The 18,689-nt window shown below is 54.5% G+C and carries 15 protein-coding genes and 1 riboswitch; of the genes, 3 read left to right on the top strand and 12 right to left on the bottom strand.

The genetic code is table 11. The annotated features are described in order from the left end of the window. Window positions 1-48: 48 nt before the first annotated feature. From PFRI_RS06965 to PFRI_RS06950, 4 genes are all read right to left on the bottom strand, one after another. Window positions 49-2,616, bottom strand: a complete 2,568-nt coding sequence (locus PFRI_RS06965) for a putative PEP-binding protein (RefSeq protein WP_072629983.1) — start codon at window positions 2,614-2,616, stop codon at window positions 49-51. Window positions 2,617-2,691: 75 nt separating this feature from the next. After that, a complete protein-coding gene (gene glyS / locus PFRI_RS06960) occupies window positions 2,692-4,749 on the bottom strand; it encodes a glycine--tRNA ligase subunit beta (RefSeq protein ID WP_072629982.1) in 2,058 nt (685 codons plus the stop codon). Beyond that, window positions 4,749-5,303: a DUF6446 family protein gene (locus tag PFRI_RS06955; RefSeq protein ID WP_072629981.1), complete on the bottom strand. Its 555-nt coding sequence runs from the start codon at window positions 5,301-5,303 to the stop codon at window positions 4,749-4,751. The genes glyS and PFRI_RS06955 overlap by 1 nt, the downstream gene beginning before the upstream one ends. After that, window positions 5,300-6,223, bottom strand: coding sequence for a glycine--tRNA ligase subunit alpha (locus PFRI_RS06950; RefSeq protein ID WP_072630012.1), 924 nt, complete (start codon window positions 6,221-6,223; stop codon window positions 5,300-5,302). Before PFRI_RS06950 ends, PFRI_RS06955 begins: the two co-directional genes overlap by 4 nt. 246 nt (window positions 6,224-6,469) lie before the next feature. On the opposite strand from PFRI_RS06950, the gene PFRI_RS06945 reads away from it, so the two are divergent. After that, on the top strand, window positions 6,470-8,233 hold the full coding sequence (locus PFRI_RS06945) for a serine protease (protein ID WP_072629980.1): 1,764 nt from the start codon (window positions 6,470-6,472) through the stop codon (window positions 8,231-8,233). A 1-nt stretch (window position 8,234) separates the two neighbouring features. On the opposite strand, the gene PFRI_RS06940 is transcribed toward PFRI_RS06945, so the two are convergent. From PFRI_RS06940 to folE2, 4 genes are all read right to left on the bottom strand, one after another. Further along, window positions 8,235-9,830, bottom strand: a complete 1,596-nt coding sequence (locus PFRI_RS06940; RefSeq protein ID WP_072629979.1) for a thiamine pyrophosphate-binding protein — start codon at window positions 9,828-9,830, stop codon at window positions 8,235-8,237. Window position 9,831: 1 nt separating this feature from the next. Next, window positions 9,832-11,280 (bottom strand): TrkH family potassium uptake protein, encoded by a 1,449-nt coding sequence (locus tag PFRI_RS06935; RefSeq protein ID WP_072629978.1) that lies wholly within the window; start codon window positions 11,278-11,280, stop codon window positions 9,832-9,834. An 89-nt stretch (window positions 11,281-11,369) separates the two neighbouring features. Then, the gene (locus tag PFRI_RS06930) at window positions 11,370-11,597 is read right to left on the bottom strand and encodes a hypothetical protein (protein ID WP_072629977.1); all 228 of its coding nucleotides are present in this window, start codon (window positions 11,595-11,597) and stop codon (window positions 11,370-11,372) included. Window positions 11,598-11,721: 124 nt separating this feature from the next. Further along, window positions 11,722-12,813: a GTP cyclohydrolase FolE2 gene (gene folE2 / locus PFRI_RS06925; protein WP_072629976.1), complete on the bottom strand. Its 1,092-nt coding sequence runs from the start codon at window positions 12,811-12,813 to the stop codon at window positions 11,722-11,724. 175 nt (window positions 12,814-12,988) lie between these two features. Here folE2 and PFRI_RS06920 point away from each other — a divergent pair, with 175 nt between their 5' ends. Continuing rightward, window positions 12,989-13,777, top strand: coding sequence for a HalD/BesD family halogenase (locus tag PFRI_RS06920; protein ID WP_072629975.1), 789 nt, complete (start codon window positions 12,989-12,991; stop codon window positions 13,775-13,777). A gap of 45 nt (window positions 13,778-13,822) precedes the next feature. Here the strand turns inward: PFRI_RS06920 and metZ are convergent, their stop codons facing one another. The 4 genes from metZ to ftsY all read right to left on the bottom strand — a co-directional run bounded on the left by metZ (window position 13,823) and on the right by ftsY (window position 18,025). Then, window positions 13,823-15,004, bottom strand: a complete 1,182-nt coding sequence (gene metZ / locus PFRI_RS06915; protein ID WP_072629974.1) for an O-succinylhomoserine sulfhydrylase — start codon at window positions 15,002-15,004, stop codon at window positions 13,823-13,825. A 61-nt stretch (window positions 15,005-15,065) separates the two neighbouring features. Beyond that, a riboswitch (SAM riboswitch) is annotated at window positions 15,066-15,142 on the bottom strand. 29 nt (window positions 15,143-15,171) lie between these two features. Then, a complete protein-coding gene (locus PFRI_RS06910) occupies window positions 15,172-15,771 on the bottom strand; it encodes an inner membrane-spanning protein YciB (protein ID WP_072629973.1) in 600 nt (199 codons plus the stop codon). Between the two features lie 18 nt (window positions 15,772-15,789). Next, window positions 15,790-16,692 carry an EamA family transporter gene (locus PFRI_RS06905; protein ID WP_072630011.1) on the bottom strand — a complete coding sequence of 301 codons (903 nt, stop codon included), beginning with the start codon at window positions 16,690-16,692 and terminating at the stop codon, window positions 15,790-15,792. A 79-nt stretch (window positions 16,693-16,771) separates the two neighbouring features. Continuing rightward, the gene (gene ftsY, locus PFRI_RS06900; RefSeq protein ID WP_072629972.1) at window positions 16,772-18,025 is read right to left on the bottom strand and encodes a signal recognition particle-docking protein FtsY; all 1,254 of its coding nucleotides are present in this window, start codon (window positions 18,023-18,025) and stop codon (window positions 16,772-16,774) included. Window positions 18,026-18,144: 119 nt separating this feature from the next. On the opposite strand from ftsY, the gene PFRI_RS06895 reads away from it, so the two are divergent. After that, on the top strand, window positions 18,145-18,540 hold the full coding sequence (locus PFRI_RS06895) for a hypothetical protein (RefSeq protein WP_072629971.1): 396 nt from the start codon (window positions 18,145-18,147) through the stop codon (window positions 18,538-18,540). The last annotated feature ends 149 nt before the right edge of the window (window positions 18,541-18,689 follow it).

Here is an 18,689-nt window from a genome sequence, read left to right as displayed (position 1 = left end):
ACTGACCCAGCCAAATACTTCAACATGTTGTGGCGCGTTTCTTATGTGCTACCCTAGCTTGTCGAGGATTGCCAATTGCGCGGCTGCCAATCTTGCAACAGGCACGCGAAAGGGTGAGCAGGAAACATAGTCAAAACCTGCTGCGCGACAAAACGCGATTGATTCGGGGTTGCCGCCATGCTCGCCGCACATCGACAGCGTTAAACCAGGACGCGCCATGCGGCCGCGTTTGGCCCCTAAAATGAGCAATTCGCCCACGCCATCAACATCAAGTGTGTGAAACGGATCCTCCGCAAAGACCCCCTGCGCCACATATTCCGACATAAAGCGACCCGCATCATCGCGCGACAAACCATAGGTCATTTGGGTCAAATCGTTGGTTCCAAAACTCAAGAACGACGTGCTTTCTGCAATGTCTTCTGCACGCAACGCAGCACGTGGGGTTTCGACCATAACACCAAGTTTGTAGTCGAAATCCACACCGGTTTCTGCGCGCACTGCAGCCGCGACGATATCAACTCGCATCTTGACCAACTCAACTTCGCGCTTTGCAGACACAAGCGGGATCATAATCTCTGGAACGATCGGCATTTCAGGGGTCGTCACACTGATCGCGGCTTCAAAAATCGCACGCACCTGCATGTCGTAAATTTCGGGCACCTTTATGCCCAAACGCACACCGCGCATACCCAGCATTGGATTGTATTCACTCAGGGCTTCTACGCGCCGCGTCACATCGGAGAGTGGAATATCCAGCGCTTCGGCCAGCGCGCGGTGCCCCGCATGATCAGAGGGCAAAAATTCATGCAAGGGCGGATCCAGAAGGCGCAAACAGACTGGCAGACCCGCCATAGTGCGAAAAAGCTCTGTAAAGTCGGCACGTTGCACAGGAAGCAAGCGCTTTAGCGCGGCGCTGCGATCTTCGCTGCTTTCGGCGAAAATCATCTCGCGCATGACGGTCAACCGGTCATCTTCGAAGAACATATGCTCGGTGCGGCAAAGCCCAATTCCCTGCGCGAGAAACATCTTTGCAGTTTGCGCATCTGCGGGCGTATCTGCGTTAGCGCGAATCCCAATATCACGCTCGTCATCAGCCCAACTGAGCAGAGTTTGAAAGGCATCATCCAACGTCGCTTCCAGCATCGGCACAGAACCCGAAAGCACTTCACCATGCGTGCCATCAACGGTGATCACATCCCCCTCTTTGAAGGTTCGCCCATCCGAAACGGTCAATAGCTTTTTGCGCATTTGAAACCGCATTTCCGTAGCACCAACCACACACGGCAGGCCGATACCGCGCCCAATCACCGCCGCGTGGGACGTCATACCGCCGCGTTCGGTGAGCACCGCTTTTGCCGCGTGCATGCCGCGAATGTCTTCGGGCGAGGTTTCGCGGCGCACCAAGACACAGGATTCGCCGCGCGCCGCTGCCGCTTGGGCGTCGGCCGCTGTAAACACTACTTTACCTGTCGCGGCACCTGGGCTCGCGGCTACACCACGGCCAATCAAATCATTCGAAACGCTGCGATCCACCTGCCTATGCAACAATTCATTCAGCGCTGAGGGTGGCACGCGCAAAAGAGCCTCTTGCCGCGTAATAATCTTGTCTTCAGCCAAACGCACAACACTGCGCACGGCAGCACGGCTTGTTCGCGACACACGCACACCATCCAGAATATGCACGCGCCCATTCTCGATCACGAATTCGACCTGCATTTCTTCGCGAAGCTTAAGCCGCATCAACTGCGCAATCTCGATCAAGCTGCGAAACGCGTCTGGCGCAAGCTCTTCGAGTGATGGTCCTCTTGCATCGCGTTCCAAAAACAGCGCTTTAGAGCCGCCCTCTAGCGCATCACGCCCTTGGCTTTGGCTCAGGTAACGCCCCGTGAGCTGTTCAAGTCCTGTTTCACGGTCAATCAGTTGCAAAACACCAGAGCCACATTCGCCCTCGCCAAATCCGAGCGCCATAGATTGCACAACCAAGCCAAGACCGGCATCCGCAGGCGCGCCCTTTCCCTGACGCAACAAACGCGCGGACGTGCCATCCCAAGCACGCGCCATAGAGCGCAAAACCTCGGCCAATTGCACGGCCGGATCTTGCGGAAACGGCTCATCAGTTTCCTCTTCATAGGCACGCAACGCCGCGTTCAGCGATGCTTCCCCCTCTACACCAATCTCATCGAACACATCTGGATCCAGACGCGCCACCCTTAGAGAATAAGAATGAACAAATCGTGCATAAAGGGACGCCGCCGTCTCGTTGCCCAATCGCTGCGCGAAATCATCAAAACGCGCATTGTTCATTCCAATGTTCAAAATCGCGCTCGGGCCGCCCCAATCAGGATCACCAGAAGACGGGCGCACACAGAGCAATTCACCTTGCTCAAACGGCGACAAAAGCAGCGCCATATCCGGCATTTCGCCGCGCGCGATCCGGTGAACCGCATCAAATGACAAACCCACCGTGCGTGGCACAGGCAAATCAAGTCGCACCAAACGTTGCAAACATTTCGTGCGCCCGCCATGGGTGTCGGGCGACACAGGCGCTGTGGCGGTGATCAAGGTCGTGTGTGGGTTATTCTGCACTGCGGCATCCTCTAAGCTTGCGCGCAGCATAGAGGTCAATTTTCAACGCGCAAGGCACGCTGACTTGCGCGAAGTCTGTGGCCTTACGTGCTGCGGCACATAAGGCTATCCCTCGACGCGCGTTAGATCAGCAACTGACCCCACTAATTTGCGAATGTCACTGAGCAGGTTCAAACGATTGCGCCGCACAGTCTGATTGTCACTATTGACCTGAACCGCTTCAAAAAACGCATCAATCGGCGCACGCAATCCTGCCATACCACTCATCGCGCTCGCAAAATCTTCCGCACTCAAAGCAGCCTCGATGACAGGTGTCTCGCGTTCCAAGGCTGCAAACAGCGCCTTTTCTTCTTCGGTTTGCGCGAATTTCACATCGCCACCGTAAGAGTACTCAACGCCGTCCTTCTCTTCTTCTTTGCTCAAGATGTTGTTTGCGCGTTTGAAACCCTGCAACAGATTTTCACCATCGTCTGTCTTCATAAACGCTTCGAGTGCGACCGCGCGCTTTACCAACAGCCCAAGATCGTCATTGCCGTCCATCGCAATACACGCATCAATTACATCGTGCCGCACACCTTGCTCGCGCAGGTAAACTTTGAGGCGGTCGTGGAAGAAGGATAGCAAGTTCGCAGCGTCTGCTTTTTCGTTCGCAAAGGCGAATACAGCCATCAAAACAAGCGTTTTGTCATTTTCCAAAACTAAACGAATAACGCCCAAAGCCGCACGGCGCAGCGCAAACGGATCCTTGGACCCCGTAGGCTTTTCATCAATCGCCCAAAACCCTGTCAGCGTATCAATCTTATCCGCCAAAGAAACCGCCACAGACACAGGCGCAGTTGGCACAGCGTCCGATGGACCCAAAGGCGCGTAGTGTTCCTCAGCAGCCGCAGCGACAGCAGGCATTTCACCCGCAGCTTCTGCGTAGTAACGCCCCATCAAGCCCTGTAATTCAGGGAATTCGTAAACCATCTCGGACGACAAATCCGCCTTTGCCAAACGCGCAGCACGCTCTGCCTCGTCCGCATCCGTGCCAACCACAGGAGCCAACTCGCGCGCCAAAGCGGCGATCCGTTCGATCCGCTCTGCTTGCGTGCCAAGCTTGTTGTGGAACGTCACATTCGAGAGCGCTTCGGTCCATGACGACATATCGTTTTTGGCCGTGCGCAAATCATTTTCCCAGAAGAACTTCGCATCCGACAGACGCGCGAACAGAACCTTTTGGTTTCCTGCCAAGATCGTCGCGCCATTGTCCGCCGTTTCGCGGTTCGCCACGGTGATAAACCGCTCGATCCGGCCCGTTTTAGGATTCTTCACAGAGAAAAACTTTTGATGTTCTTTCATAGAGGTTTGCAAGACCTCGGGTGGCAGGCCAAGGAAGTCCTCAGCAATCTCGCCCATCAGCACGACAGGCCATTCCACAAGACCCGCGACCTCGCGCAAAAGGCCAGCGTCTTCAACCACTTCAAGGCCATTGGCGAAGGCTTGGTTCTTGGCGTCTTCCCAGATCGCATCGGCGCGCTCACCTGCATTCAGCACAACAAACGCGCGTTTAAGCTGCGCTTCGTAGTCCTCAAAACCGTTCACAGTGATCTGCTTAGGGTCCATGAAACGATGGCCGTGCGTGGTCTTGCCAGAGACAATCCCGTCCACATCAAGCGGCACAACTTCGCTACCCGCCTCATCACTCAAGAGGCAAATGATTGAATGCAGCGGGCGGACCCAACGCAAAGAACCACTGCCCCAACGCATGGATTTAGGCCATGGGAAGGTTCGGATCGTGTGTTCCAATACCTCTGCGATAATCTCAGCCGCGGGGCGACCCTGCTTTTCGATGCTCGCGAAATAGACCGCGCCTTTGGGCGTGTCGCGTTCCTCTAACTGATCGCGAGTCAGACCTGCGCCGCGCAAGAACCCCTCAATCGCTTTGTCAGGCGCGCCAACTTTTGGCCCTTTGCGTTCTTCCCGCACGGTCGGGCTTTCGTTCAGCACGCCCTCGATGGTCAATGCCAAACGGCGCGGGGTCGAGAACGCAGCAGCAGAAGCATAGGTCAAACCCGCCTCAACCATGCCATCTGTTATCAGCTTTTTAAGATCATCCGCCGCTTTGCCCTGCATGCGTGCTGGGATTTCTTCGGAAAACAATTCGATCAGCAGATCAGGCATCAGTTCTTTCCTTCCAGCATTTCACCGGTAAATTCGTCACGGGGCGGGCAAGCTTCCCCGGTGGGCGAGCCGTCATAGGCTTTCGCGCCGCAATCGTTGAGCTCGTGCCAGACGTATCCGCGACCGTCTTCGGTAATCGCGACAACGCGGTCCACGCCATAGGCGATGTTCTTTTGCGCCAAGAATGTAAGAGCCGTTCCCGCCTCTAACTCAGCGCCAATGGCTTCCGCATCGAAGCATTCGAACCAACCTGGTGCGTTGCGCGGCTCGGCATTTTCAAAAGCCACGTAGGTTTCGCTGAGCAACGAGTGGCTCATTACGGTGGTAAAGCAGGCGCGGTAGCGGATGGGTGACGTATAGGCGTCGATTGCTTCGAATTGATCAAACAGGATTGGTTCTGGTTCACCTGAGACGAGGCTCACGAGTTGTACATCATTCTCGCCGCTCGCGGAGATCTCTTCGTAGAACGCGTAAACTTGCAAGTAATACATCGCGCCGCCGGCTATGATTGCTGATAACACAGTGAACCCCGCTAAAAACTGACCTAACCTCATTGGACATGTCCGCCCGCGCGCGTCTGCACAAAGGCATCGGCACAGGCCTTGGCCAAGGTGCGCACGCGCCCGATATAAGCCTGACGCTCAGTCACAGAAATCACGCCGCGCGCGTCGAGCAGGTTGAAAATATGGCTCGCCTTGATGCATTGATCATACGCAGGATGCGCCATGATGATGCGCTTTCCGGTCTTGGGATCATCGTGCTCTTGCGCAAGAATATGCGCGCATTCAGCTTCCGCTTCCTCAAAATGGCGCAGCAACACTTCGGTGTTGGCCACATCGAAGTTCCAGCGCGCGTATTCTTCTTCGGTTTGCTTGAACACATCACCGTAGCTTAGGGCAATGGGCGATTGTGGGTCATTGTAGGGCATATCCATCACGTGATCACAGTCCAGAATATACATCGCGAGACGCTCAAGACCGTAAGTCAACTCGCCCGCAACAGGGGCGCAATCATGTCCACCCACTTGTTGGAAGTAGGTAAATTGGCTGACTTCCATACCATCACACCAAACTTCCCAGCCAAGACCCCACGCGCCAAGCGTCGGGCTTTCCCAGTCATCCTCGACAAAACGGATGTCGTGCATCTCCATATCCACGCCAATCGCCTCAAGTGAGCCAAGATAAAGCGCTTGGAGATCCGGTGGGCTTGGTTTGATCACCACTTGATACTGATAGTAGTGCTGAAGGCGGTTCGGGTTCTCGCCATAGCGCCCATCCGTTGGGCGACGCGAGGGCTGCACATAGGCGGCGGCCCACGGTTTGGAGCCAAGCGAGCGCAAAGTTGTCGCAGGGTGAAACGTACCTGCGCCCACCTCCATGTCATAGGGCTGCATCACAGCACAGCCCTGCGCAGCCCAATAGGCTTGCAAACGCAAGATAATCTCTTGAAATGATTTAGGTTTTTCCGAAGTCATGACAGTCGCCACCTGATTGTTCGCACGCCACGCGCGCCGTTGCGTCTGATTAGCCGTTGCGCCCATGAGGGTCAATCAATCAACCCTCTTACTGATGCCACTCATCAATTCACGTAAATCTTACCAAATCAGGTGGACTATTGCCTAAAAATTGCCGAAAACCGATCTCAATCTGCGCCCTATGCAGGATTACACATCCAGCTAAGTTACATCCAAATTCAGCAGTTCGATTACGAGGCTTTTTACATGAAACGCATTTTCCTGACCATTTTCGTAATCCTCTTTGCAGCGCTGCGCCCCGCATACGCGCAAGACGCCGCTTGGGTTCAGATCGAAGCGCAACCTAGCTTGAACGCTGCTGAAGCCCGTGCGCGTGACTATGCGGGCAATCTACCTGACGTGAACGGCTTTTCGCTCGGCGGCGGTTGGTATGCCGTCGCGCTTGGGCCCTACACTGCCGAGGATGCAGAAACTGTGCTGCGTGGATATCGCCGCGAAGGGCGCATTCCGCGCGATAGCTTCATCGCCTTCTCCGCAGCTTTTCGTCAGCAGTTCTGGCCCGTGGGCGCAAATCTGCTGAATGTAACCCCGCTCGCGCCTGCCCTGCCTGCCGAGCAGAATGACACAGTCGTCGCTGAAGCGCCGCCTGCTCCCGCACCAGAACCACAGCCTGAGCCGGAAGAAGCGGACGAAACACCCCGCGAGGCACGCGCGAGCGAGAACGCTTTGAGCCGTGACGCGAAAAAGAACCTCCAGATCGCACTGCGTTGGGCTGGCTTTTATGATGCCGCGATTGATGGATCCTTCGGTCGGGGGACACGTAATTCTATGTCAGCATGGCAGGACGCCAATGGTTTTGAGGCAACGGGCATTTTAACGACACTTCAGCGCGTTGAGCTTTTCAAACAATACAACGCCGTTCTGGACGGTCTTGATCTGCGCCTTGTTGAGGATCGCGAAGCAGGAATCGAAATTGCTATGCCCATAGGCGCAGTCGAGTTTGATCGCTATGAATCACCCTTTTCGCATTATGAGGGCAAGGGTTTTGTTGAGGGTGCCAAAGTCATCCTGATCAGCCAAGCGGGTGATGAAAACACGCTCTTTGGCCTCTATGATATTTTGCAAACGCTCGAGATCGTGCCCCTAGATGGCCCGCGTGAGCGCAAAAAGCGTAGCTTCACACTTGTGGGCGAGAATGAAACGTTCATTTCGCACACAGAAGCGAGCCTTGAGGACGATCATGTCAAAGGCTTTATGCTGATTTGGCCCAGAAACGACGAAGAACGCCGCACCCGTTTGCTCGGCGAAATGCAGATCAATTTCACACGACTTGACGCGGTGCTGGACCCCACTGCTGGCATGGACGAGTTGCAAGCAATTGACCTCGTGTCCGGTCTGAAAATTCGCACACCTAAACTGTCGCGCAGCGGTTTTTTTGTCGCCTCTAACGGCGCAGCTGTCACCAGCCTTGAGGCTGTGCAATCTTGTAGCCGTATCACGATTGACGGAGATTATGATGCGAAGGTCGTGGCTACAGATGATGCCAGCGGCCTTGCTCTGCTACGCCCTGACGAAGCACTCGCACCTCAAGGCATCGCCGCCTTGCGCAGTGGCGCACCGCGTTTGAAAACGGACGTGGCGGTCGCAGGTTATCCGTTTGAGGGCGCTTTGAACGCGCCGACGCTGACCTATGGCACACTTGCTGATCTCAAAGGGCTAGGCGGCGAAGCGACGCTAAACCGCCTCGAAATGGAAGCGATGTCTGGCGACGTTGGTGGCCCCGTTCTAGATAGCGCGGGCGGCATCATTGGCATGCTCGCCCCCAAGGACATGAAGGGGCGCACCTTGCCTGCTGGCGTGGGCTTTTCGATCACGAGCGATGTGATTGCAAAGATCCTCTCGGGTGCAGGGATCACCGCTAACACAGCCACGCAAAGCGCAGCTCTTGATAATGAAGACCTCGCGAAACTCGCAGCAGATATGACCGTATTGGTCAGCTGCTGGGAATAGGCTAACCTGCCAAAATATCCGGTGTGAGATGAATAAGCGTTGGTCCTCGATGGGCCAGCGCTTTTTTCACGTCCAGCGCCAAGGCTTCTAGCGATTGGGGACGCGCACTCACGCCGCCGTAGGCCTCAGCCAATTTACAAAAGTCAGGATTGCGCGCAACGACTGCATTGGGTGCGATTTGACTGCGCACCATGGAATCCTCGATCTCTTTTAACTTGCCATTGTCCCACAAGATAATCGGCAAGCTGAGTTCCAACTCAACCGCGACGCCGAGTTCTTGCAGCGTATACTGAAAACCGTAGTCCCCCGCGATCGCAACAACAGGTTTATCCCCTGCCCCGATCTTGCCACCAATCGCAGCGGGCAAAGCATATCCAAGCGTGCCAAACCCGTATGGATGATGCCAAAGCGACGGCGCATCCATGTCCCAAATTTCTTTGGCCACATAAGCAAATTGCGTCATGTCGGAATAGATCAGAGCATCGCTCGGCAGGGCAGCGCGCAAAGCATCGCAAATGGGCACAATCCCCGGACGCTCCGCATCTGTTTCCGCGCGCCAACGTACTTTGCACTGCGTAACATAACCCGCATCCCAACAAGGGTCGCGATCATCAACACGCGCAGGTATCGCAATCGCCATCGCGCGCAAGAAGCTTTCAGCATCACCAAGAAGCAATAGATCATCCGCACGCCCTTGCGCCAAGATTGACGCATCAAGATCAACGCGGATCATCGGGCAATCATGCCCTAGATCATCGCGCCACAGATCGACCTCAGAGAGCTCACTTGCAACAACAACAACCAAATCAGACTGCGCAAACACATCAGCCGTATCCGCGCGCGCAAGCGTGCTACCAAAGTGCAATGGTGCCTCAGATGGTACGATCCCGCGCCCTGCATAGGTCGTAAAACTCGCCGCTCCGGTCATACGCAAAAGGTCGCCAACAACGTCCGCGCCAGCAACGGCACCACCACCAAATACAAAGATCGGCTTTTCAGCGCGCAAGATCATTGCAACCGCTTCATAGAGCAATGCCTGAGAGACTTGCGGCTTTGCAGATTTCGGCAAGGCGGCTGCCGCACCCTTCGCCATTTCACCCGCCAAAGCGATCGGAACTTGGATATGTTTCGGTCGGGGGCGCGCGCTGGCAAATTCAGTGAATGCGCGATCAATCAACTGATAGGCTGCACTTGCTGAACGTGCCTCATAAGACCATTCACAGACGGTCGCTGCAGCCGCTTCTTGATCCAACATTTGATGCAGCTGCCCACGCTTTGCCGATGTTTCATCCAAGCACGACGAAATCGCCAATACCGGCACACTGTCGGAATAAGCCTGCCCCAGCGGCGTCATCGTGTTGCACAGGCCCGGCCCCGTGATCACATAAGCGACCCCCGGCTTACCCGTCGCGCGCGCATAGCCGTCAGCCATAAAACCCGCACCTTGTTCGTGACGCGCAAGCACATGGGTGATCCCCGCCTCTTCGATGCCGCGATACATCTCGACATTATGCACGCCGGGAATTCCGAAAATGGTGTCGACCCCACGTGCTTTCAGCATGTGCGAAATCTGTGCTCCAAGGGGGCGCTGTGTCATATCAGCCTCTCCAAAATCCGACGGTAAGAATGGCGTAAACCGCCAATAGTTCGAGACGGCCAATCAACATACCAATCGCGAGCAGCCATTTTGCAGGGTCATTCAATCCGCCATAGTTGCCAGCAGGGCCAATTTCTGGCCCCAGGCCCGGACCGATGTTCGCCAAAGCCGCGGACGCGCCGGAAAGCGCTGTGATCATATCAAGCCCTGTCAGGCTCAACGCCACAGCCAGCACGCCCAAAGTGACCACGAAGAAAACAAAGAAAGACATCACAGAGCTTAGAACGTCCTCACCCACTGCGCGGCCCTCATAGCGGGGCGAAAAGATGCCGTTCGGAGAATGGATGCGTTTAATCTGCGTTTTGATCGACGCGAACAACAACTGGTAGCGAAAAATTTTCACAGAGCACGCCGTCGATCCAGCGCACCCACCGATAAGGCCCGCAAAGAAGAAGAGCGATACGAGGAAAGAGCCCCAAAGCATGTAATCCGCGCTCGCGTAACCCGTGCCCGAAACGATGGAGATAATGTTGAATAGGGCGCGGCGAAACGCAGGTTCGAACGCACGGTCCTGAGCCAGCGCAAGCACAGCAGCACAGATGACAACCAACACAGCAATTGTCATCAAAAACCCGCGCACTTGCGCATCACGCCAAACCGCAAACTGGTTGCCGTTCAAAAGCTGCACGTAGCGCACAAAAGGTAGGGCTGCGAGCACCATGAAGAAAGATGCCGCATATTCTATCGGACCGGAAAAAACTCCGAAAGATGCGTCGTAATTTGCAAAACCACCTGTGGCGACTGTGGTCATCGAATGCACGCTCGCATCGAACGCATTCATGCCAAGCAGCATGTAAGACATCGCGCAAGCCAGCGTAATTCCGACATAGATATAAGAAATTTGCGAGGCAATCGCAGTCGCGCGCGGCAGGATTTTACCCATGGTATCAAAGCCTTCCGCGCGGAAAATCTGCATACCGCCTACACGCAACTCAGGCAGAAATACCATCGCCACAACAATGATACCTACGCCGCCGATCCATTGCATCAGGCCGCGCCACAGCAGCAGTCCTTTGGGCAGATCGTCTAGGCCAGAGATCACGGTAGAGCCGGTTGTTGTCAGGCCCGACATTGCCTCAAAAAACGCATCGACAAAACGCAGCTCTGTCTCGCCAAACATAAAGGGCAATGCGCCAAACAAAGGCAGCGCAAGCCAGACGCCAGTGGTCAGCAAAAAGGTCTGCTGAATGCTGAGGCCCTCTTTAACCCCGTTGGAGCAAGCCAAGGCGACCAAACCACCGACAAGCGATGTGATCAGTGCGCTTTGTAAAAATGCGGGCCAATGCCCACGCGCTTCGGCCAAGTCCACGAGCAAAGGTAACAGCATCGCCATACCAAGCATCATGACCAAAAGGCCGATCACATATCCAACTGGGCGCAGGTCCAACATAGCTCGCAGGCTTGTCTCAGCACCCCTGCCCTGTCAAGCATCCGCGCGCTCATTCGCGGCGCAGATTGCTTTTGTGTGATGTGGGTGCGTTAAATGAGCATGCCGCGGAAAACGTGACGTACGATGTCTTCACGACGCAGGCCTTTTTCAGCCAACTCGGCATCGCTCATGTCCATGTAGTACTGCATCTCAGCCGTGCGCGCACGAGCGTGACCCATTTGGACAAGCACGTCCCAGATGCCAGCGCCAACGCGCTTCAAGAAAGATGCGGAAGAAGATGTAGATGCGCTTGTTGCGCCAAAATCGAGAGCTGCCATGTGAAACCTCATTAGCTGAATTGCTGTTGAGGATTATATAGGCCACGCTCTAAGTCATTGGTAGGGCAACAACTTTGCTCATTCTGCATTGCAGCATTGCACTGGTCGCATTGCTGCCCTGACGTTAACCCACGTGAAAAAGTGTGCTGAACAATTTGGGATCAATGCTGGTCGCCGCAAAGCTTGGGCCTTCGGTCAAAATGCTCACAGCGTCGTGACTGTGCAGGCTTTCTTGATGGGATGCGACCACGCGGAAATCTCCGATCCGCTCGTCTTTGAGCAGTTGTTCGCAAAACAGCCGCGCCGCGTCTTCAACAAAAATCGGGTTGGCAGCGTTAAGCTCTGCAAAGGCTTGCTCGTCCTCGCGTTTGACCATGACTTGCGTCTCTGTGGGTACAGCCTTGCGGCAATGATCAATCAAGTCTTCGAACCAAAGAATGGATTTTCCGATCAGTTCCACCGAAATCCGCGCGACAGAGCGCTGCGAATGCGGCGTCGCCAACTGTCCACGGGTTCGCCGCGCGTGTTCGCTGAGTTCCAGAGAGCAAGGGCACGTTGATGAATACACATAATCCACATGCATGAACTTCTGCCGCACGCCGTTCTGTTCAGCCAGCTCCATTGAAATATCATAGTATTGATAGCCCGACAGCCCAGAGCGCAGGCTTTCGATCTTCACGGGGAACGAAAAGCGCATCTGTAGGCGCGCATCAAAGCTCTCTAAATCGGACTTGTAATCATCAAGCGCCGCTTCGATCACATCAAAGCTAAATGTTTCTTCAGCGCGACGATAAAACGTGCGCATGATGCGGGACATGTTGATGCCCTTCTTATCCGCATCAAGGCTGACGGTCCCTGTGACGGACGTCTCAAGCGTCAGATCATTGCCATGTTTGGTGTGAAATCGGATCGGCAGGGGGAAATTTGAAATACCTACGTGCTGGATAAGTTGCTGCGAACCACGGATGAGCGAACTTGGTCCGTTTTGTAAATCCGGCAAGGTCGCTTTGTAAGCGGGATCAACGACGAAATTCTCGGGGTAGTCGTTGATCAGATCGGGGTATTCGTTGCTACCGATAAGCGCGCGCAATTTGGGATCAATTGCATTCAATTCCTGCGTGCTCGCGCCGCGTGCCCAGCTCATCAGAGCCACAAGCGCAGCTTGTGCTTCTTCACGCGTGGCAATTTCATCTGCGACTGGCGTCTGAATATTCATTCCCGCCTCCCCCGAAAGCAATCTGTGCGCCCACTATTAAGGATTGTAATCGCAAGTTTCCATGCTTTTTCAGACACAACAGCGGGCAAAGGCGATGCAAAAGTGCTCAAAAGTGACTTCCCAAGAAAAAACAGACTGTTAAACATGGCGAGTAATCTTTTTGGAAAGAGCTGTAATGAAGACGATACTTGATCTGGAAACATACCCGCTCGATCAGCCCGATACGCCTGAATACGCGGTGCTGGTCAAACGTTGCCGCGATGAACTGGCGCAAAACGGGATGTTCAATCTTGTCGGGTTCATGCGCAAGGAGCCGATCCGCGAGACGTTAAACTACGCGCTTCCTAAATTTGAATCGGAAGCCTTTCGTCATGAGCGCAACCACAACATCTATTTCAAGAAGAGCATTCCAGATGTGCCGGACGACTCGGCGCTTTATCACGAGTTTTCCACTTCAAACCTGACGCTTTGTGGCGATCAAGTCGCGCCGACCGCAGTCACGCAGCTCTATGAATGGCAGCCCTTTGTCGATTTCCTTGCGCAAGTGATGGAACGCCCTGCGCTATATGCAATGGACGATCCTTTGGCGCGTTTGAACGTGATGGCTTATTTCGAGGGGCAAGGTCTGAACTGGCATTTTGATCGCTCTGAGTTCACGACGACCTTGCTTTTGCAAGCGCCCGAAAAGGGCAGCACATTTCAGTATCGCACCGATTTACGCAGCGCAGATGATCCAAACTACGAAGGTGTCGAAAAGCTGGTTCTAGGGCAGGATGACACCGTGCAATCGCTTGATGCAGAAGCGGGTACGCTTAACGTGTTTCGCGGTGTGAACACACCTCATTGCGTGACACCTGCCCAAGGGCCGCGACCACGTGTTGTCACTGTGTTCACGTATTACGAAAACCCGGGCGCGCGCTTTACCCAAGAGGAACAACTTGGCTTTTACGGGCGCACTGGATGATGCAAAGCGCCCGATTTTTCTAGAAAAATCGCAACCCGCTCTGGGTCAAGCGTGATCCAGAGCCTGAAGAACATCAGCAATCAAATCATCAGGGTCTTCGATCCCAAGGCTCAAACGCACGAGCCCCGGCGTAATACCCAACATCTCTTTTTGATCTTGCGGCAAACGCTGATGTGTCGTCGCAGCGGGCGGCGTTGCAATAGTTTTTGCATCGCCAAGATTGTTTGAAATCACTGCTATTTTCAGCGCATTTAGCACGCGAAATGCAGCCTCTTTGCCACCTTTCACGTCGAATGCCAGCATCGTGCCGCCATTGCCCATCTGCTCCATCACCAAGGCATTTTGCGGATGGCTTGAATGACCCGGATAAATCAAGCGTTCCAGCCTTTCATGTCCCGCAAGCACCTCTGCCATTTTCGCCGCCGTCGCGCTTTGCGCGCGCACGCGCAGATCCATGGTCTCTAAACCTTTGAGCATGATCCACGCCGTGAACGGGCTCATCGCACCGCCGGTGTGTTTCATATAGGCTTCCACTTTGCCTCGGATCAAATATTGCGGGCCAAGGATAATACCACCGAGTGCGCGGCCTTGCCCGTCGATATGTTTGGTCGCGGAATACACAACAATATCAACGCCCTGCTCAACCGCTTTGGAAAAAACGGGTGTTGCGAAAACATTGTCCGCGACAACAATGGCGCCGACAGCATGGGCCATCGCACTCACCGATTTAATATCAACAACTTCAAGCGCGGGATTTGAAATCGTTTCGAAGAACACCAATTTCGTGTCTTCGCGAATCGCGTTTTTCCAAGCCCCTAAATCGCGCCCATCGACCAAAGACACTTCAACGCCCAAGCGCGGCAGGATTTCATCTAGGATATAGAGACACGAGCCAAACAAAGCACGCGAACCGACCACGTGATCGCCCGCACTGAGAAAAGCCATTAAAGCCCCATTCACAGCCGCCATGCCAGAGGCCGTCGCAAAACCGGCTTCGCAGCCTTCGATCGCGGCCATGCGTTCTTCGAACATCGCAACTGTTGGATTGCCATAGCGCGCGTAGATATATTCGTCCGGCTCAGCTTTGATAAATCGCGCTTCGGCTTGCTCGGCTGTGTCGTAGACGAACCCTTGGGTCAGGAATATCGCTTCACTGACTTCGTTCCATTGGCTGCGTTTGGTTCCGCTGTGTACCAATTTCGTGCGCGTGTTCCAGTCTTGGCTCATATCGCTCTCCTAGCGCGGGGCAGTGCCCCACGAAAAAACCCCGATGCGGTCAAGCAAACGGGGGTCCCGAGCATTGACCTTTTAGCGGCATATTTAACGTGGCCCACAATCCGGTATCAAATCGCCACGCCTCTTTTTAGGCGCGCGCCCACGTGGCGTCAACGCGCTTAGTCCTCAAGGTCCATGTATTTCTGCAAGGCTGCGAATTGCGCCCAGAGAAAGCCGAACAAAAGAATCGGGAAGCCGAAGGTTTCGATCTTGACCCACGCATCCGTGGACATTGTGCGCCAGATGATTTCATTACCAACCGCAAGGGCTGCGAACATCATCGTGAGACGGCGTGTCAGGATCATCCACCCTTCTTGCGCCATAGGCAAAGCGTCAGAGAGCACAAACGCCAGATAGCTTTTACCCAGCACCAAGCCGATGCTCAGTATCACAGCGAAAAAGCCGTAAACCAGCGTCGTTTTCATCTTGAAGAAGCGCTCATCGTTGAAATAGGCCGTAAGACCACCGAAGAAAATCACCATGAACGCAGTAAAAATCTGCATCCGGCTGAGCTTGCCCGTGAGATACCAAAGGATCCCCATCGCGATCAGCAAGACGGGCACAAAGGCGACCGTCGCCATGATGAAGCCGGAATACTCCGTGCCCAAAATAGTATAACTGTTGTCGCGCATGCGCAGGTACATCAGGAAAAACACCAGCGTCGGGCCAAGCTCCAAAACCTGCTTCAAGATTGGGTTGACGTCTTTTTCCTGTGCCATTCTGGCCCCTTTCGGCGTTTAACCTGCAAATTCCACGATCACAGCTCCGAGCGCAATCAATGACATCAAAGCGATCCGTCTTGGGCCAACAGTTTCTTTCAAAACCAGCCAACCGATGAGCGCCGCAAAGACCGTCGATGTTTCACGCAAAATGGCCGCTTCGCCCACCTTGTCAAGGCGCGTTGCCAGCATAATCGAGCCAAATGACGCAAATGCGATGAAAGCGCCGACAATGCCGCGTAGCGCGAGCGGCGGCAAGGCTGGAGGATTGGACATCCGTTTGTAGTGCATATACGCAATCGGCGGGATTGCGATGCCATCGATAAAGAAGAACCATGCGAGAAACGTAAATGGATCCTGCGTCGCGCGAATGCCGTATGCGTCATAGGTCGTGTAGAGCGCCACGAAAAGGCCCGTCGCAAAGGCGAGCCAAAGGGCAGGCATCAGCGTTGCGCGATCTTGAACGAGGTACATGTAGTTATAAAACGCGAGGCCAAAGATGCCGCTGAGCAGAACTAGAACCCCGAACCATTGGCCAAGGGTAAACGTCTCACCAAAAATGAGGTAAGCACCGAACACCGTAAACAAAGGCCCCGTGCCGCGCACCACAGGGTAGACAACCGTATAGGCCCCTTTGGTATAAGCAAACGCTTGGAGCAGTTTGTAGCCAAGGTGGATGAGAAAGGCACCTGCGAAGATCGGCCACATATGCGGCTCAGGCCACGGGACAACAAAAAGTGCAAAAGGCATCGCCATAAGACCGTAACTTGCATCAATCGCACCGCGAGACAGCCATGGATCGTGACGCCCTTTTTGCAAAGCACCAAAGACGGCATGCAGAAAGGCAGCCATGATGGCAAGAATCAAGGCGACGTCATGCCCTTGTGGCGTGCCTTCGAGGGAAATAAGCCAGTCCGAGATACTCATGGAGAGCGTGATGGGGGCCAGCCCCCGACACGCTTTGCGCGTCCCCCCCGAAGTTTATCTGGAAAGATGAAGCTCAAAGAGTGCGGCCCGTAAGGGCGTTGGCAAAGTCTTCGGGATCAAACGCATCAAGATCGTCGATTTGTTCGCCCACGCCAATAGCATGAATCGGAAGGCCGAATTTATCCGCAAGTGCTACCAGCACCCCGCCTTTGGCTGTGCCGTCAAGCTTGGTCATCACAAGACCGGAAACATCTGCGAGTTTTTGGAAGGTTTCCACTTGGTTGAGCGCGTTTTGACCTGTCGTAGCATCAAGTACGAGGAGCGTATTGTGCGGTGCACTTGGATCTTTCTTACGGATCACCCGCACGATCTTGGAGAGTTCCTCCATCAAATCTGCACGGTTTTGCAAACGTCCTGCGGTATCGATCATCAACAGATCCGCGCCATCGGCTTCGGCCTGTGTCATGGCATCAAAGGCAAGGCTTGCAGGATCAGAGCCTTCGGGTGCAGTGAGAACAGGCACGCCTGCGCGTTGCCCCCAAACTTGGAGCTGCTCGACCGCGGCCGCGCGGAATGTATCGCCCGCGGCAATCACCACTGACTTGCCCGCGCCTTTGAACTGGCTGGCAAGTTTGCCGATGGTTGTGGTTTTTCCGGAACCATTCACACCAACAACCAAAACGACTTGAGGTTTTTTGGAATAAATCGGAAGCGGTTTGGCAACGGGCTCCATGATGCGCGCGATTTCTGCTGCGAGCAGGGTCTTGATTTCATCGGTAGAAAGTTTGCGCCCCATACGCCCTTCCGCCATGTTTGCGGCGACCCTGAGCGCTGTTTCAACGCCCATGTCTGAGCTGATCAGCAACTCCTCGAGTTGTTCCAGCATGTCGTCGTCAAGCACGCGTCGCGTAACTGTTTTTTGCGCCGTACGGACCATAAGGCGACCGAGCAGTCCCGGTTTTTTTGGCTCAGATGCAGGAGCTTCTGCGATGTCTTGAGCGCGCTCGGTTGGGATATCTTCGATTTTGGATTCTGGCGTTGCAGCCTGTTTAGCAGCTACTGGCGTTTCTTCCACCACAACCGGCTCAACCTCAGGCGTCGGCATGACCGCCGCTGGCTCTGGCTCTGGCTCTGGCTCTGGCTCTGGCTCTGGCTCTGGCTCTGGAACACTCTCAAGTGGCACTTCAATCACCACATCTTCTTGCGCAGTTTCAACCGCATCAGTCGTTTCTTCTTCGCCGCCATCTTTTACAATCGCGTCTAACCCTTCCTCAATCTTAGAGGACGATTTGAACAACTTTTCTTTGAGCTTTTTGAAAAAGGCCATGGGCAGAACTCCGCTAGTCCCCTTCACCTAAAGACGATTGGCGCAATTTGAAAGAGCAAGTGGATTGAAACCTCACCCGTTTGCTCGCAGGGTGGCATTACTCATTCGGAGAAATGCCTATGTTACGTGCCCTTGTTTTTTGTGCGCTCGCGCTTGGCGGCTCGGCCAGCCATGCAGCCCCTTTGTCAGCGGATGCGTTTGAAGCCTACACAACCGGCAAAACACTGTATTTCAGTGAGGATGGGGAAATCTATGGCGCAGAGCGGTATATGCCGGGGCGCCGTGTGGAATGGTCGTTCTTGGATGGTCAATGCAAGTCCGGTGAGTGGTACGCCGACGGGCCTGCAATTTGCTTTGTCTATGAAGATCGCCCAGACCCGCAATGCTGGGAGTTTGAGCGTACTGCGACGGGCCTGCGCGCAACATTTATGGGCGATGCGCAAAGCACAGAGCTCTATGAGGCCGAGCAAGTTGGTGAACCGCTGTATTGTGTTGGGCCGAAGGTCGGAGTATAGCAGCGAGGTACAAAGTGCCGTGTTTCAGAGTGCTGGCAGCTTAATCCTGCCGATGTATCAAAGCGTTTTTTAGTAAATCATTTTTCAATATACCGCTGCTACCCCAAAACCCGAATTTTTTCATGGGTTATGACGCGGAAATTGTCTGA

Origin of the sequence: Planktotalea frisia (assembly GCF_001890925.1) — a bacterium.
In the GTDB taxonomy this organism is placed as follows: Bacteria; Pseudomonadota; Alphaproteobacteria; order Rhodobacterales; family Rhodobacteraceae; genus Planktotalea; species Planktotalea frisia.
This window is presented reverse-complemented; position numbering and strand designations above follow the sequence as displayed.

Excerpts from the sequence above, each read along its gene's own strand:
- PFRI_RS06965 (WP_072629983.1), bottom strand. The coding sequence starts at position 2,616 with ATGCTGCGCGCAAGCTTAGAGGATGCCGCAGTGCAGAATAACCCACAC.
- PFRI_RS06945 (WP_072629980.1), top strand. The coding sequence starts at position 6,470 with ATGAAACGCATTTTCCTGACCATTTTCGTAATCCTCTTTGCAGCGCTG.
- PFRI_RS06955 (WP_072629981.1), bottom strand. The coding sequence starts at position 5,303 with ATGAGGTTAGGTCAGTTTTTAGCGGGGTTCACTGTGTTATCAGCAATC.
- PFRI_RS06940 (WP_072629979.1), bottom strand. The coding sequence starts at position 9,830 with ATGACACAGCGCCCCCTTGGAGCACAGATTTCGCACATGCTGAAAGCA.
- PFRI_RS06920 (WP_072629975.1), top strand. The coding sequence starts at position 12,989 with ATGAAGACGATACTTGATCTGGAAACATACCCGCTCGATCAGCCCGAT.
- PFRI_RS06950 (WP_072630012.1), bottom strand. The coding sequence starts at position 6,223 with ATGACTTCGGAAAAACCTAAATCATTTCAAGAGATTATCTTGCGTTTG.
- PFRI_RS06895 (WP_072629971.1), top strand. The coding sequence starts at position 18,145 with ATGTTACGTGCCCTTGTTTTTTGTGCGCTCGCGCTTGGCGGCTCGGCC.
- ftsY (WP_072629972.1), bottom strand. The coding sequence starts at position 18,025 with ATGGCCTTTTTCAAAAAGCTCAAAGAAAAGTTGTTCAAATCGTCCTCT.
- metZ (WP_072629974.1), bottom strand. The coding sequence starts at position 15,004 with ATGAGCCAAGACTGGAACACGCGCACGAAATTGGTACACAGCGGAACC.
- glyS (WP_072629982.1), bottom strand. The coding sequence starts at position 4,749 with ATGCCTGATCTGCTGATCGAATTGTTTTCCGAAGAAATCCCAGCACGC.
- folE2 (WP_072629976.1), bottom strand. The coding sequence starts at position 12,813 with ATGAATATTCAGACGCCAGTCGCAGATGAAATTGCCACGCGTGAAGAA.
- PFRI_RS06930 (WP_072629977.1), bottom strand. The coding sequence starts at position 11,597 with ATGGCAGCTCTCGATTTTGGCGCAACAAGCGCATCTACATCTTCTTCC.
- PFRI_RS06910 (WP_072629973.1), bottom strand. The coding sequence starts at position 15,771 with ATGGCACAGGAAAAAGACGTCAACCCAATCTTGAAGCAGGTTTTGGAG.
- PFRI_RS06935 (WP_072629978.1), bottom strand. The coding sequence starts at position 11,280 with ATGTTGGACCTGCGCCCAGTTGGATATGTGATCGGCCTTTTGGTCATG.